Genomic DNA, 14670 nt, shown 5'->3' on the forward strand with positions numbered 1-14670 from the left:
AAAGCTCAAGGATTTCTAAAGAGTTTCTAAAGTTTTAGGAATTCTTAAATATCAAAACCCAGTTGACACGAACTGGGCTTCTTGATTATAAAATATACTTCTCAATGGCACGCGCAACGCCGTCTTCTTCGTTGCTGGCTGTAACGTCATCAGCTAGGGATTTGACATAATCGCTGGCATTTCCCATAGCAATGCCCAGCCCTGCAAACTGGAGCATTTCGATATCGTTATTAGCATCGCCCATGGCCATGATTTCTGAGGAATCAATCTTCAAAATGTCTGCTAGTCGAGAAAGAGCAGTAGCCTTTGTCGTACCAAGTGGCATAGCTTCATAAATGACAGGTTGCGAACGAACTCCACTAAATCGTTGGCAGAGTTCTTCAGCAAAACGCTCTTCAAAATCGTCTGTTTGGCTCTCTGTCCCCAAAAACATCCCTTGGAACATGCGATACTTGCCACTAGTCGCTTCCTCAAGAGAAATTTCAGTCAGGTCTGAAAAGACTAGCTTAGCATCATTTTGAATGATTTCATTCGGCTTACCACCGAGGACAAAATAATGCTCCTCATCAAAAAGAGTCAACTGAACATCGCTTTTTTCAGCTAGGTCATAGAGGTACTCGATGTCTGCTGGACTGAGTTCTTGCCAATCAACCAGACTCCAATCACTGGTCTGGTGAGTTGAACAACCGTTGTTAACAATAACATATTCGTTCTGGAGGTCAAGCCCCAGTTTTTTGTAGTAGGGGAGGACACCGAAAAGGGGGCGGCCCGTACAAAGTACCAGTTTGACGCTTTTTTCAATAGCTTGGTGAATAGCAGTAATGTGAGCTTGTGGGATTTCCTTGGCTTCATTGAGGAGGGTTCCGTCCATATCCAAGGCTAGTAGTTTAATCATAAGACTTCCTTCTTTATCTTTTGGTATTATTATAGCATATTTTAGAAAATAAAATGGTAAAAGGAACGAGACTAATTGATTTTACAGTTTAAGATATTTGGAGAACATTTATTAGAAAAGGTTACACGTTATTCAATTAAGTAGATAATTATATTTAGCAAGCAGGTCAAAAAAACAGAGGATTTAAGATGAATAACACATTTTTCATCTTAAATCCTCTGTTTTCCTTAATTTTTTACAAATCAACTTGATTAGACGTGGGGTATGATTTATCTTCTAATTTTTCGTTTGATAATAGAGCGTTGGACTTTTAAAACAAGTAAGCTGGATCCGATTGCTGCGACAAATGCAAGAGCAGTTGATAATTTTAATGCTAAAAAGATAAAACTAAAGATAGCAATACAGATACAAAAAACAGCAATATTAACAAAAAATAGGATTTCCTTGAGATTGGCATTAGATTGTGCTTCAGGTGTATAATCTTGATAGCGAGGAATCTGATGATTTAATTCTTCTTGATAGTCTACCTCATAGGATTGTAATTTTCTTACAGGCATTATTCTCTCCTTAACTGTACATACCTATTTTATCATTTTTTAATCGGATAATTATTACAGTAAGGTTACAAAAAGAATAAAGTCCCTTTTCATTTTCAAACTATTGTTCAGGACACGATAGTTTGAAAATAATTGTACGCATAATATTAAGGTTGTTAAACACCTATTGAAAATAGATTAGTAGAAATTGAAACAGTACATTAATACTCTTCAAAACAAGTTAGCGTCATCTTGTATTAAGTATATGTTACTAATTTAGTCAGTTTTATCTACAATCAAAAAGCTGTTCTTTGATTTTTATTGAGTATATAGACTGCAAATTGCGCTTAAAAATGGTATAATGGTAAAGTTATATAGTCCCGATAAGATGGTAGGTATTTATCACTAAGAGTTTTCCTATCAGTACTTTGTAACTCTATAACAATATTTTTTAAGGGGGGACATTTTTATGTCAGAACGTAAATTATTCACGTCTGAATCTGTATCTGAGGGGCACCCTGATAAGATTGCAGACCAAATTTCAGATGCGATTTTGGATGCTATTTTAGCCAAGGATCCAGAGGCGCACGTTGCTGCGGAGACAGCTGTATATACTGGTTCTGTCCACGTTTTTGGTGAAATTTCTACAAATGCCTATGTGGATATTAACCGTGTGGTTCGTGATACCATTGCAGAGATTGGCTATACCAATACAGAGTATGGATTTTCTGCAGAGACGGTGGGAGTCCATCCGTCTCTTGTTGAGCAGTCACCGGATATCGCCCAAGGGGTTAATGAAGCCTTAGAAGTTCGTGGAAATGCAGACCAAGATCCGCTGGACTTAATTGGTGCTGGAGACCAAGGTCTCATGTTTGGATTTGCAGTGGATGAAACAGAAGAGCTCATGCCATTGCCAATTTCACTCAGCCACAAGTTAGTTCGTCGTTTAGCAGATCTTCGTAAATCTGGGGAAATCAGCTATCTTCGCCCAGATGCTAAATCACAAGTTACAGTTGAGTATGATGAAAATGACCGTCCAGTACGTGTGGACACAGTCGTTATTTCAACTCAGCACGATCCAGAAGTCAGCAACGAACAAATTCACAATGATGTCATTAATAAGGTTATCAAAGAGGTTATTCCATCCTCTTACTTAGATGAGCAAACAAAATTCTTCATCAATCCTACTGGTCGTTTTGTAATCGGTGGACCTCAAGGAGACTCAGGTTTGACTGGCCGTAAGATTATCGTAGATACTTATGGTGGCTATTCTCGTCACGGTGGCGGTGCCTTCTCTGGTAAGGATGCGACAAAGGTTGACCGTTCTGCTTCCTATGCAGCTCGTTATATTGCCAAGAATATTGTTGCAGCCGGTCTTGCTAAGAAAGCAGAAGTACAGTTGGCCTATGCTATCGGTGTTGCCCAGCCTGTTTCTGTCCGTATTGATACCTTTGGTACAGGAACAGTAGCTGAAAGCAAGCTTGAAAAAGCAACTCGTCAAATCTTTGACCTTCGCCCTGCAGGGATTATCCAAATGCTGAACCTTAAGCGTCCAATTTACCGTCAAACAGCGGCTTATGGACACATGGGACGTACAGATATTGACCTTCCATGGGAACGTTTGGACAAGGTAGATGCTTTGAAAGAAGCAGTAAAATAAAATCTTGAGAGGGGGACTCCCCCTCTTTTTTACTGATAAAACATTTCACATACAAATAATTGAACTTTGGTAAAAATAACCAGAATAAAAAAGAACTCACCCACTAAACTTCTGTTAATACTACACAATTGAAGAGCTATATAAGAAGCTATGAGATACAAAGCACTAAATAATAATTCACAATAATAACTCCAAAGATTTAGATCTGTTTTGTTTGCAGGTCTAAGTCTTTTTATCACTTTAAAAAACTCCTATAACATCTTTCCGAAAAACTATAATTTTCTTGAAAAATATATAAGTCTATGCTATACTACTAGTAGACTTATTTATGGAGAAAATACATGAAACGTGAGATTTTACTGGAACGAATCGACAAACTAAAACAAATCATGCCCTGGTATGTTCTTGAATACTACCAATCTAAGCTTGCTGTTCCTTACAGTTTTACAACCTTGTACGAATACCTCAAGGAATATGATCGATTTTTCAGCTGGGTTTTGGAGTCTGGTATCTCAAATGCTAATAAAATATCTGATATTCCTTTATCTGTCTTGGAAAATATGTCTAAGAAAGACATGGAATCTTTTATCCTTTACTTACGTGAACGTCCTTTGCTGAATGCTAATACAACCAAGCAAGGAGTTTCTCAGACAACCATCAATCGGACTTTGTCAGCACTTTCTAGTCTTTACAAGTATCTGACTGAGGAGGTTGAAAACGACCAGGGCGAACCTTATTTCTATCGTAATGTAATGAAGAAAGTTTCAACTAAGAAAAAGAAAGAAACACTTGCTGCTAGAGCTGAAAACATCAAGCAAAAGCTCTTTCTAGGTGATGAAACAGAAGGTTTTCTAACTTATATTGACCAAGAGTACCCACAACAGCTCTCAAATCGTGCCTTATCCTCCTTTAATAAAAATAAAGAACGTGATTTGGCCATTATTGCCCTTCTCTTGGCGTCTGGTGTCCGCTTATCTGAAGCTGTTAATCTGGATCTAAGAGATCTCAATCTCAAGATGATGGTTATTGATGTCACCCGAAAAGGTGGCAAACGTGACTCGGTCAATGTCGCTGCCTTTGCTAAGCCTTATCTAGAGAATTATCTAGCCATTCGGAATCAACGCTATAAGACGGAAAAAACAGATACAGCCCTCTTTTTGACTCTCTACAGAGGTGTTCCCAATCGTATTGACGCTTCCAGCGTTGAGAAAATGGTTGCTAAATACTCAGAGGATTTTAAAGTGCGTGTAACCCCCCATAAACTGCGCCACACCCTAGCAACTAGGCTCTATGATGCAACTAAATCACAAGTTTTGGTTAGTCACCAGCTAGGTCACGCCAGTACACAAGTCACTGACCTCTATACCCATATCGTAAATGATGAACAAAAGAATGCCTTGGATAGTTTATAGATTACATAAATTGAATTATGTAATAAATAAGAAAGGGATTCAATAAACTATTCATCTTATTTGATCATATCAAATACAATTGCTAACAGAGTAAACAGCTTTAAAGAATATGAAATAAAATTTATGTGGCCACTAGCTTGCCTTTCTTTGTAATATCCTGGATATGCAAATCACTTATAATTGGTATTCATCTCAAAATAAGAGGATTCCATAAAAATAAATCAAATTTAGCATCTATAAAAGCATGCTGCCTGCGATGGCCAATATTTTATCAGAAAATAAAATTCCTTTAAAAACAATCATGGACATTCCCACTCTGAAGTTACTACTTCCATCTACACCCACGTCACAAAGAACATGAAAGATGAAGCAATCAATGTACTAGATAAAGTTATGAACAAGATTTTTTAAAAAGTTTTGCCCCTTTTTTGCCCCCCTAAATACAAAAATAGCCCTTCGGATAAAATCCGAGGGGCTAGAAACGTTGTTAAATCAACGGCCGAACTTTTGAATTTCAAGGTTCGGGATAAAATAGTTCACTGAACTATTTTATTTTTTCAAGTTGTAGAATGATTTCAATCCACGGTATTCAGCTACTTCACCAAGTTGGTCTTCGATGCGAAGCAATTGGTTGTATTTAGCGATACGGTCTGTACGTGAAAGTGAACCAGTCTTGATTTGTCCTGCGTTAGTTGCAACTGCGATGTCAGCGATTGTTGAATCTTCAGTTTCACCTGAACGGTGTGATACAACGGCAGTGTAACCAGCTTCTTTCGCCATTTCGATAGCGTCGAATGTTTCAGTAAGAGTACCGATTTGGTTAACTTTGATAAGGATTGAGTTAGCAGCACCTTCTGCAATACCTTTTTCAAGGTAAGAAGTGTTTGTTACGAAGAAGTCGTCACCAACCAATTGAACTTTACCACCAAGACGTTCAGTAAGAGCTTTCCAACCGTCCCAGTCATTTTCATCCATACCATCTTCGATAGTGATGATTGGGTATTTGTTTACCAATTCTTCAAGATAGTCGATTTGTTCTGCAGCAGTACGTACAGCTGCTCCTTCACCTTCGAATTTAGTGTAGTCGTAAACTTTACGTTCTTTATCGTAGAATTCTGATGAAGCACAGTCAAATCCGATAAATACGTCTTTACCAGGAACATATCCAGCAGCTTCGATAGCAGCAAGGATAGTTTCAACTCCGTCTTCAGTTCCTTCAAAACGAGGAGCAAATCCACCTTCGTCACCTACGGCTGTTTCCAAACCACGAGATTTAAGGATTTTCTTAAGTGCGTGGAAGATTTCAGCACCCCAACGAAGAGCTTCTTTGAATGATGGCGCACCAGCAGGTACGATCATGAATTCTTGGAAAGCGATTGGAGCGTCAGAGTGAGAACCACCGTTGATGATATTCATCATTGGAGTTGGAAGAACTTTAGTGTTGAATCCACCAAGGTAGCTGTAAAGTGGGATTTCAAGGTAGTCAGCAGCAGCACGAGCTACAGCGATAGACACACCAAGGATTGCGTTAGCACCCAATTTACCTTTGTTAGGAGTACCGTCAAGAGCGATCATAGCACGGTCGATAGCTTGTTGATCACGTACATCGTAGCCGATGATAGCTTCAGCAATGATGTTGTTTACGTTGTCAACAGCTTTTTGTGTACCAAGACCACCGTAACGAGATTTGTCACCGTCGCGAAGTTCAACTGCTTCGTGTTCACCAGTAGAAGCTCCTGATGGAACCATACCACGTCCGAAAGCACCTGATTCAGTATAAACTTCTACTTCAAGTGTTGGGTTACCGCGTGAGTCTAGGACTTCGCGAGCGTAAACATCAGTAATAATTGACATTTTTTACTCTCCTTATGAGTTAAATTTTTTACACCTCTATAATACCTTAAAAACCCTCCTTTTTCAAGAAAAAACGTTATCTTTGTGCAAATTTTCCTTAACTTTATAAAGTAATCGCTTTCTTTTGTCTGTTTTATTCTAACTTTTATGATATACTGTTTTCATGACAGATTTATCAAAACAATTACTTGAAAAAGCTCATGGTGGAGCAAAATTAAATCCAGATGAGCAAAGACGCTATCTTGGCACTTTTGAGGAAAGAGTTCTTGGATATGCAGATATTGACACAGCAAATAGCCCTCAGTTAGAAAAAGGCTTTTTATCTATTTTAGAAAACCTTCAGGAAAAAGCAGAGCCACTATTTGTAAAGATTTCTCCAAATATCGAATTTGACAAGCAAGTTTTCTATTTAAAAGAAGCTAAAGAAACTGATAGTCAAGCTACCATTGTATCTGAAGAGCATACTTCTTCTCCTTTTGGCCTGATTATCCATAGCAATGCACCAGTTCAAGTAGAAGAAAAGGATCTTCGACTTGCTTTTGCAAAACTTTGGGAAGGTAAAAAGGAAGAACCTGCCAAAACATCCATCTGGAAGAAATGGTTTGGCTAAATCTTGCGCATATTTAATAAGTGCCCGATATTAGCTGCCGTGTGCTCCAAATAGAGACTGGCATTTTTCAAACTATCTTCTAGAGGTTCGCTTTTCTCTAAAATAGAAAAGGCAGCTTGGATATTTTCAAATGGTAGGGAAGGTAAATCTTCAGCAAGACTACCACAAATAGCAATGACAGGAACTCCGACAGGGGTTCTTTTTGCAACACCAATAGGCGCTTTACCTGCTAGGCTTTGACTATCTAGCCTTCCTTCTCCTACAACAACCAAGTCAGCATGTAAAACTTTCTTATCAAAGTTGATTAAGTTCAAGCAGGTATCAATTCCAGACACGATATTTGCCTGAGCAAAGGCACACAAACCGCCAGCAATGCCTCCACCAGCTCCTGCTCCTTTAATTTCCAATGTTACAGGTGAGAATTTTTCATAAAAATCTTGGATCGCTTGATCTACGGCCTCAAACATAGTAGGATCTAGGCCTTTTTGCTTGCCAAACGTGTAGGTCGCACCTTGATATCCACATAAGGGACTCACGACATCTGCTAAAATACGAATTTGAACATCTTCAGGAATTTCATAGCGATTTTCTATTGAAACAGAAGCTAATTTTAGTAAGGATTGACCGCAAGCGAGCAAAACATTTCCATACCTATCATAAAATTGATAGCCTAAACCAGCAGCAATCCCAATATCTCCATCATTACTGGACGTGCCACCAACGCCGATATAGATTTCTTTAATCCCTTGAGCAATGAGATGGCGAATCAACTCTCCGATACCACGAGTTTGGATTTGAAGTGGATTTCGTTTCTCTAGCGGAATTTTTCCAAGGCCAACCAAATCAGCAACTTCCAATAGTACCAGTTGTTCTTTTTGAAAATAGCGCATGGCTTCTTTTTGGCCAAAAGGTCCTGTCACTTGAATCCATTTTTCTTCTAGTTCAAGAGAATGTCGAATGGAATCTACTGTACCTTCTCCCCCATCACCAACAGGGCAGAGGAGACAGTCTACATCTGCTATCGATTGTTGGAAACCTTTTTTAATAGCTTTAGCTACCTCTTCAGAGGTCAAGCTTTCCTTAAACGAATCTGGTGCAATTACAATCTTCATATTTTCCCTCATTCTAAAAAGCCAATCAAAGGAAGAACTTCTAAAAAATCTCTCTTGTCAACATGATTTGGTATTTCCTGTTTCAGCACTTCTTTAGCACAAAAGGCGATTCCCAGTCCTGCTGACTTCAACATAAATAGGTCATTGGCCCCATCACCGATTGCAATCGTTCTTTCTTTAGAAAGTTTTAGTTCCTTTCTCCATTGTTCTAGAGTATCTTTTTTGACTTCGGGACTAATAATTTGTCCAACTAATTTTCCTGTTAAAAGACCGTCTTTGACTTCCAGTTGGTTGGCAGAGAAATAGGCAATGTCGAGGGATTTTGCTAATCTCTCAACTATTGGTGTAAATCCACCGGACACCAGACCAACTAGGATTCCATTATTTTGGAGAATGGAAATGAATTCCTGGGCATTTGACGTTAGATGAATAGTGTTGAAGACTTTATCAAAAACCGAAACAGGAAGACCTTCCAACAAGGACACTCTTTTTCGTAAACTGCTTTCAAAGTCCAACTCTCCTTGCATTGCCCGACTTGTAATCTGTGAAATTTCCTCCTCACGACCTGCCTCTTTACCCAAAAGATCAATCACTTCTTCTAGGATTAAGGTTCCATCAACATCCATAACACACAAACCTTTTACTTGAGACATCAGTTCTCCTCTCTAAACAGCCCAAAAATCGTATGAAGTCATCATACGATTTTATCTATTAATTAACTAAACTATGGTACAAGTCAAGGTATGACTTGCAGGCCGTATCCCATGAGAAATCACACTCCATAGCTTGTTTTTGTAGGTTTCTCCAAATGTCTGGATGATTTCTATACAAGTCCAAAGCTGTTTGGAAAGTCCAATTTAACCAATAAGGAGATAGATTGTCAAAGCTAAAGCCAGTACCGCTTCCTTCGATTGGATTGAAAGCGCGAACTGTATCTCGCAAGCCTCCAACTTCATGGACCAACGGCAAGGTTCCGTAACGCATAGCCATCATTTGAGACAAGCCACACGGTTCGAAACGACTCGGCATGAGGAAGAGGTCACAAGCAGCGTAGATTTCTTGAGCTAGTTTGACATCAAAAGTGATATTTGCTGATAGCTTGTCTGGGTAAATCTGAGCAAACCATGAGAAAGCTCCTTCAAAGGCTGGATCTCCAGTTCCCAAAAGAACAATCTGAACATCATTTTGCAAGATATGGTGAAGACTTTCAACCACCACATCAAAACCTTTTTGACGTGTCAAACGAGAAACAATTCCCACCAGTGGAACGTCGGCTCTAACTGGCAAGCCAACTCTTTCTTGCAATTTTGCCTTGTTTTGGGCCTTCCCAGACAAATCTTCCTGATTAAAATGATAATCTAATAGGGCATCCGTCTGAGGATTATAAAGATCAGCATCAATCCCATTCACGATACCAGACACCTTGCCAGACTCCATTCGAAGAATTTGATCCAAGTTACATCCGAACTGACTGGTCATAATTTCATGAGCATAGCTAGGTGAAACGGTTGAAACACGATCTGCATAGAGAATACCTGCCTTCATCCAGTTCAGACAGTTGTTCCATCGAAGGGTGCCATCAGCGTAACGTTCAAAGCCAACTCCAAACAAGTCCCATAACATTCCTTCTGAAAATTGTCCTTGGAATTCCAAATTATGAATGGTTAAAACAGTTTTTATTCCTTGATAGGCTTGAATCCAACAGTATTTTTCCTTTAACAAGAAAGGAATCATAGCTGTATGGTAGTCATGAACATGGAGAAGGTCAGGAATAAAGTCAATCCTTTCCATAGCCTCAATGGCAGCAAGTTGGAAAAAGGCAAAGCGTTCTCCGTCATCAAAATCACCGTAAACATGACCACGGAAGAAATAATATTGGTTGTCAATAAAGTAGAAGGTCACACCATTTAGTACTGTTTTCTTAATCCCACAGTACTGTCTGCGCCAACCAACACACACCTCAAAATGAAGAATATCTTCAATTTGATTTCCAAATTTAGCCTTTACCATGTCATAGTAGGGTAAAATCACTGCAACTTCATGTCCAGCTTTTACCAGTGATTTTGGAAGAGCGCCAATAACGTCTCCCAAACCACCTGTTTTTGAGAAGGGTGCACCCTCTGCTGCTACAAATAAAATTTTCATGAATGAATATCCTCTGTTACTTTGCTACCTTTCTTAACGACAACTGGATGTTCTGCAGTTCCTCGAATCACAACACCTGGCTCAACTTCCACACCCTTGTCCAAGATAGCATATTCGACCTGAGCACCTTCTCCAATAACAACGCGAGGGAAGAGTAGACTATCTTTAACCAAGCTATCCTTATGGACATGAATATTACGTGATAAAACAGAATTAGCCACTTGACCTTCAATGATACTACCAGAAGCAAACTGAGAAGTACTTACCTTAGATGTATTGGCATAGTAAGTTGGCTCTTCGTTTTTGACCTTTGTATAAATCTTTTGGTTTGGTGAGAAGAGAGAGTAGAATTTTTGTGATTCAAGCATATCTTTGTTAGCTTGGTAATAAGACTCTACAGAATGAATATTTGCAAGGTAGCCTGTATACTCGTAGGCAAAAGCCCCTTCTTTTGCAGCCAAATCCCGTAAAACATAGCGTAACTTCTCTGGATGTTCTTTTTTAGCTTCTTCTTCCAAGCGTTCTATCAACCAAGGTGTATCAACGACAAAGATATCTGTAGACATGTTATAGATTTGATCTGGTAACTTGCTATCAAAGAGTTTATGAGAACGAACATGGTCTGTTTCATCCACTTCCAAGATTGCGTTTACTTCTGAAATGTCTTTCTTAGCTAGTTTTTTATAAACTACAGTGATAGGCCCTTTTGTTGTACTATGTAGATGGAAAACTTGGTTCAAATCAATATTAATCAAAACATCACAGTTGAGGGCAACTGTTTGGTTTGAGCCAGAACGTTTCAAATAAGTAAGAAGCTGTTGGTAGTATTCTTTTCCAACTGTACTACTTTCCACACGGGTATTGTAAATACCTAGATAATAGTGGCTAAGAAGGGTTGATAAGCCCCACTCACGTCCTGAACGGATATGGTCAAAGACAGAACTGATATTATCTTGTTGGAAAATACCAAAGATACTACGGACACCTGCATTAGCAAGACTGGAAAGTGGGAAGTCAATCAAACGATATTTACCACCAAATGGCAAACTAGCTACTGGACGGTGGTCTGTCAGTGTTGACATATCATGAAAACCAACTGTATTTCCTAAAATGGCTGAATATTTATCAATCTTCATCTGTTGCTACCCCCACTACTTCATTATATCCTACAACTTGTACTTCTTCTGTTCCATCAATTTCGACACCGTCCGAAATAACTGCACCTTCACCAATAATGGCACGTTTGATTTTAGCTCCCTGACCAACAATTGCACCACTCATGATAACTGAATCTACTACTTCTGCCCCTTCGCGAACTTGCGCACCTGTTGAAAGGATAGAATGTTTAACAGTTCCATCTACAAAACAGCCATCAACAACCAAGGAATCTTCCACATGAGCATTTGCCCCAAGGAAGTTTGGTGGTGAAATTAAGTTTCTTGAGTAAATCTTCCATTGACGGTTACGGCTGTCCAAGGCATTCTCTGGAGAAATGTACTCCATATTTGCTTCCCAAAGTGACTCAATGGTACCAACATCTTTCCAGTAGCCATTAAACTCATATGCATAGACACTTTCACCTGACTCAAGGTAATTTGGAATGACATTTTTACCAAAGTCTGACATATCTACATTGCTCTTTTCAGCAGCAACGAGCATATTGCGGAGACGGTGCCAATCAAAGATATAGATTCCCATAGAAGCTTTGGTAGATTTAGGTTGAGCTGGTTTTTCTTCAAATTCAACAATGCGGTTATTGGCATCTGTGTTCATAATACCAAAACGGCTAGCTTCTTTCAGAGGAACATCCAGAACTGCTACTGTCAAACTGGCATTATTATCCTTGTGAGACTGGAGCATATCATCATAATCCATTTTGTAGATATGGTCCCCAGACAGAATCAAGACATACTCAGGATTGACACTGTCGATATAGTCGATATTTTGGTAAATAGCATGACTAGTCCCTTCGAACCAACGATTTCCTTCACTTGCAGAATACGGTTGAAGAATAGAGACACCAGAATTAATACCGTCTAATCCCCAACTTGAACCGTTTCCAATATGATTGTTAAGAGCAAGTGGTTGATACTGGGTGATGACTCCAACATTGTGAATCCCTGAGTTGGCACAGTTTGAAAGAGCAAAGTCAATGATACGGTAGCGCCCACCAAATTGCACAGCTGGTTTTGCGATGCTTTGAGTGAGTTTACCGAGACGAGTTCCTTGCCCACCAGCAAGAATCAAAGCTAACATTTCATTCTTCATTTTCTACTCCTTTTTGGTTTTTACTTGTGACGGTTTTTGCAGATTTCAAGCGACGTTTGATTTTCCAAACACTTGCTCCCATAGCCGGTAGGGTAAAGGTTAAGGTCTGCTCATAATCTTTCCATAGTCCTTCTTGCGTTTGAACAGTTTGATTATGTTCTTTCCAAACGCCTCCCCACTCTTCTAACTCAGTATTCCAGACTTCTTCGTAAATCCCTGCAACAGGCAGACCAATGGTAAAATCTTTTCGTTCAACAGGTGCCATATTAAAGACGCAGACTAGCATGTCGCCCTTCTTACCCTTACGGATGAAGGAAAGGACACTCTGGTCTCGATTATCCGCATCGATGATTTCAATACCATCATAGCTGGTATCAATTTCCCACAGACAGCGGTGATCTTTGTAAAACTGGTTTAGCTGAGAAGTGAAATACTTCATCTTAGCATTCATAGGGTCTTCTAGATTAGACCATTCCAACTGCTCTTCAGATCTCCATTCTAGGAATTGGCCGTATTCACTACCCATGAAGAGCAATTTCTTACCAGGGTGACAAATTTGGTAAGTGTAGAGATTGCGTAAGCCTGCGAATTGATTGTAACGATCTCCCCACATCTTATGCATCATACTCTTCTTACCGTGAACCACTTCATCGTGCGAGAATGGTAGGAGATAGTTTTCCTTGAAAACATACATAAAGCTGAAAGTCACCAGATTAAAGTCATACTTACGGTAAATAGGGTCTTCTTCGTAGAATCGGAGGATATCATTCATCCAGCCCATATTCCACTTGTAGTCAAATCCTAAACCACCAAGCTCTTTCATTCCCGTAATCTTGGTTGCTGACGAACTTTCTTCTGCGATCATCATCACATCTGGATGTGCTAGTTTAATGACATCATTCAAGCGTTGAAGGAAATAATATCCTTCATAGTTGAGATTGCCACCATCTTTATTAGGTGTCCATGGAGCATCATCGTAGTCAAGATAGAGCATGTTGCTAACTGCATCCACTCGAATACCATCTAGATGGTAAAAGTCAATCCAAAACTTAATGCTAGAAATCAAGAAAGACTGGACTTCATTCTTTCCAAGGTCAAAATTGAGAGCGCCCCAACCATAGTTATGAGCCTTATTATGGTCTTGGTACTCAAAAGTCGGTGTCCCGTCATAATAAGCTAAGGCATCATCATTAATGGTGAAATGACCAGGTACCCAGTCTACAATAACCCCAATATTGTTTAAGTGACATTCCTCAACAAAATCTTGAAACTCTTCAGGGCGACCATAGGCATGCTCTAAAGCGAAGTAACCCATAAGCTGATAGCCCCAACTCAAACCGAGAGGGTGAGACATCAAGGGCATAAACTCAATGTGAGTATAGTTCATCTCAACTAGGTAAGGAATGAGTTCATCTTTCAATTGAGCAAAACTATAAGGACTTCCATCTGGATTTCTCTTCCAAGATCCAGCATGAACTTCGTAGATATTGACAGGACGTTCAAAGAAAGTCCAACGTTTTCTGCGAGCTAACCAAAGCCCATCCTTCCATTTCTTTTCTGGAATCTCTGTTAAAATAGCTCCAGTACCCGGACGTGCCTCATACCGTACAGCCAAAGGATCAATCTTCATCAACTGATGACCATTTGCGCGTGTGATATGATACTTATAAATTTGGCCTTCTTGAGCAAGAGTAGTGAAGACTTCCCAGACTCCAAATTCATTTCGTTCCATCGGAATTTGATTTTCTACCCAATTCGTGAAATCTCCCACCAAGTGGACAGTCTGAGCATTGGGAGCCCACACACGAAATGTATAACCGTATTCTCCATTTAGTTCTTCCCTATGTGCTCCTAGATAATGCTGAAGGTGAAAATTTTCTCCTGTCATAAAGGTGCGCAAAGCTTCTCTTTTATCCATAATACCTCCTCTTTTCTGTAAGCGTTTTCCATAGATTTATTATACTACCTTTTTAGGGAAGATTCAAGTAAATTACGGAATTTGCAAAAAAATCTTTTGAAAGTCTTCAACAAATTCACTGATGTGTTCACTTGTAAATCAAGAAATTTTCAAACAGATTATGAAAACGAATTGTTTTTTTACAATACTATCATAAAGTTCGTCATTTTACTAATAAAATTGTTGTTTTAAAGTAAAAAATAAAATCAGGAAAACAATTT

General features: G+C 39.2%; 12 protein-coding genes and 1 pseudogene. 4 read left to right on the plus strand and 9 right to left on the minus strand.

Annotation, left to right across the window (positions count from 1 at the left end; all coding sequences use genetic code 11):
- Positions 1 to 85 precede the first annotated feature (85 nt).
- Both CYK16_RS04525 and CYK16_RS04530 read right to left on the minus strand, forming a co-directional pair.
- A complete protein-coding gene (locus tag CYK16_RS04525; protein ID WP_101776704.1) occupies positions 86 to 895 on the minus strand; it encodes a Cof-type HAD-IIB family hydrolase in 810 nt (269 codons plus the stop codon).
- 269 nt (positions 896 to 1164) lie between these two features.
- The gene (locus CYK16_RS04530) at positions 1165 to 1452 is read right to left on the minus strand and encodes a DUF3270 domain-containing protein (RefSeq protein ID WP_101776705.1); all 288 of its coding nucleotides are present in this window, start codon (positions 1450 to 1452) and stop codon (positions 1165 to 1167) included.
- Positions 1453 to 1900: 448 nt separating this feature from the next.
- Here CYK16_RS04530 and metK point away from each other — a divergent pair, with 448 nt between their 5' ends.
- The 3 genes and pseudogenes from metK to CYK16_RS04550 form a co-directional block, all read left to right on the plus strand.
- Positions 1901 to 3091, plus strand: coding sequence for a methionine adenosyltransferase (gene metK / locus CYK16_RS04535; protein WP_101776706.1), 1191 nt, complete (start codon positions 1901 to 1903; stop codon positions 3089 to 3091).
- A gap of 341 nt (positions 3092 to 3432) precedes the next feature.
- Positions 3433 to 4503, plus strand: coding sequence for a tyrosine recombinase XerS (gene xerS, locus CYK16_RS04545; protein WP_101776708.1), 1071 nt, complete (start codon positions 3433 to 3435; stop codon positions 4501 to 4503).
- A 262-nt stretch (positions 4504 to 4765) separates the two neighbouring features.
- A pseudogene (locus CYK16_RS04550) lies at positions 4766 to 4914 on the plus strand (integrase); the annotation flags it as partial.
- A gap of 138 nt (positions 4915 to 5052) precedes the next feature.
- Here the strand turns inward: CYK16_RS04550 and eno are convergent.
- The gene (gene eno, locus CYK16_RS04555) at positions 5053 to 6357 is read right to left on the minus strand and encodes a surface-displayed alpha-enolase (RefSeq protein ID WP_000022821.1); all 1305 of its coding nucleotides are present in this window, start codon (positions 6355 to 6357) and stop codon (positions 5053 to 5055) included.
- 163 nt (positions 6358 to 6520) lie between these two features.
- Between eno and CYK16_RS04560 the strand changes: the two genes are divergently transcribed.
- The gene (locus tag CYK16_RS04560; RefSeq protein ID WP_101776709.1) at positions 6521 to 6967 is read left to right on the plus strand and encodes a DUF1694 domain-containing protein; all 447 of its coding nucleotides are present in this window, start codon (positions 6521 to 6523) and stop codon (positions 6965 to 6967) included.
- Here the strand turns inward: CYK16_RS04560 and CYK16_RS04565 are convergent.
- The 6 genes from CYK16_RS04565 to glgB are packed head-to-tail and all read right to left on the minus strand — an operon-like array spanning position 6964 to position 14410.
- A complete protein-coding gene (locus CYK16_RS04565; RefSeq protein ID WP_101776710.1) occupies positions 6964 to 8079 on the minus strand; it encodes a glycerate kinase in 1116 nt (371 codons plus the stop codon). The two genes, CYK16_RS04560 and CYK16_RS04565, sit on opposite strands and share 4 nt — an antisense overlap.
- 8 nt (positions 8080 to 8087) lie before the next feature.
- The gene (serB, locus tag CYK16_RS04570) at positions 8088 to 8732 is read right to left on the minus strand and encodes a phosphoserine phosphatase SerB (RefSeq protein ID WP_060805496.1); all 645 of its coding nucleotides are present in this window, start codon (positions 8730 to 8732) and stop codon (positions 8088 to 8090) included.
- 58 nt (positions 8733 to 8790) lie between these two features.
- Entirely contained in the window at positions 8791 to 10224 is a 1434-nt protein-coding gene (gene glgA, locus CYK16_RS04575; protein WP_101776711.1) for a glycogen synthase GlgA, read from the minus strand.
- Entirely contained in the window at positions 10221 to 11360 is a 1140-nt protein-coding gene (gene glgD, locus CYK16_RS04580; protein ID WP_101776712.1) for a glucose-1-phosphate adenylyltransferase subunit GlgD, read from the minus strand. Before glgD ends, glgA begins: the two co-directional genes overlap by 4 nt.
- On the minus strand, positions 11350 to 12492 hold the full coding sequence (locus CYK16_RS04585; protein ID WP_101776713.1) for a glucose-1-phosphate adenylyltransferase: 1143 nt from the start codon (positions 12490 to 12492) through the stop codon (positions 11350 to 11352). The genes glgD and CYK16_RS04585 overlap by 11 nt, the downstream gene beginning before the upstream one ends.
- Positions 12482 to 14410, minus strand: a complete 1929-nt coding sequence (gene glgB / locus CYK16_RS04590; RefSeq protein WP_023942436.1) for a 1,4-alpha-glucan branching protein GlgB — start codon at positions 14408 to 14410, stop codon at positions 12482 to 12484. Before glgB ends, CYK16_RS04585 begins: the two co-directional genes overlap by 11 nt.
- Between the last annotated feature and the right edge of the window lie 260 nt (positions 14411 to 14670).

It is taken from the genome of Streptococcus oralis subsp. dentisani, from assembly GCF_002860905.1.
GTDB classification, from domain to species: Bacteria; Bacillota; Bacilli; order Lactobacillales; family Streptococcaceae; genus Streptococcus; species Streptococcus oralis_BA.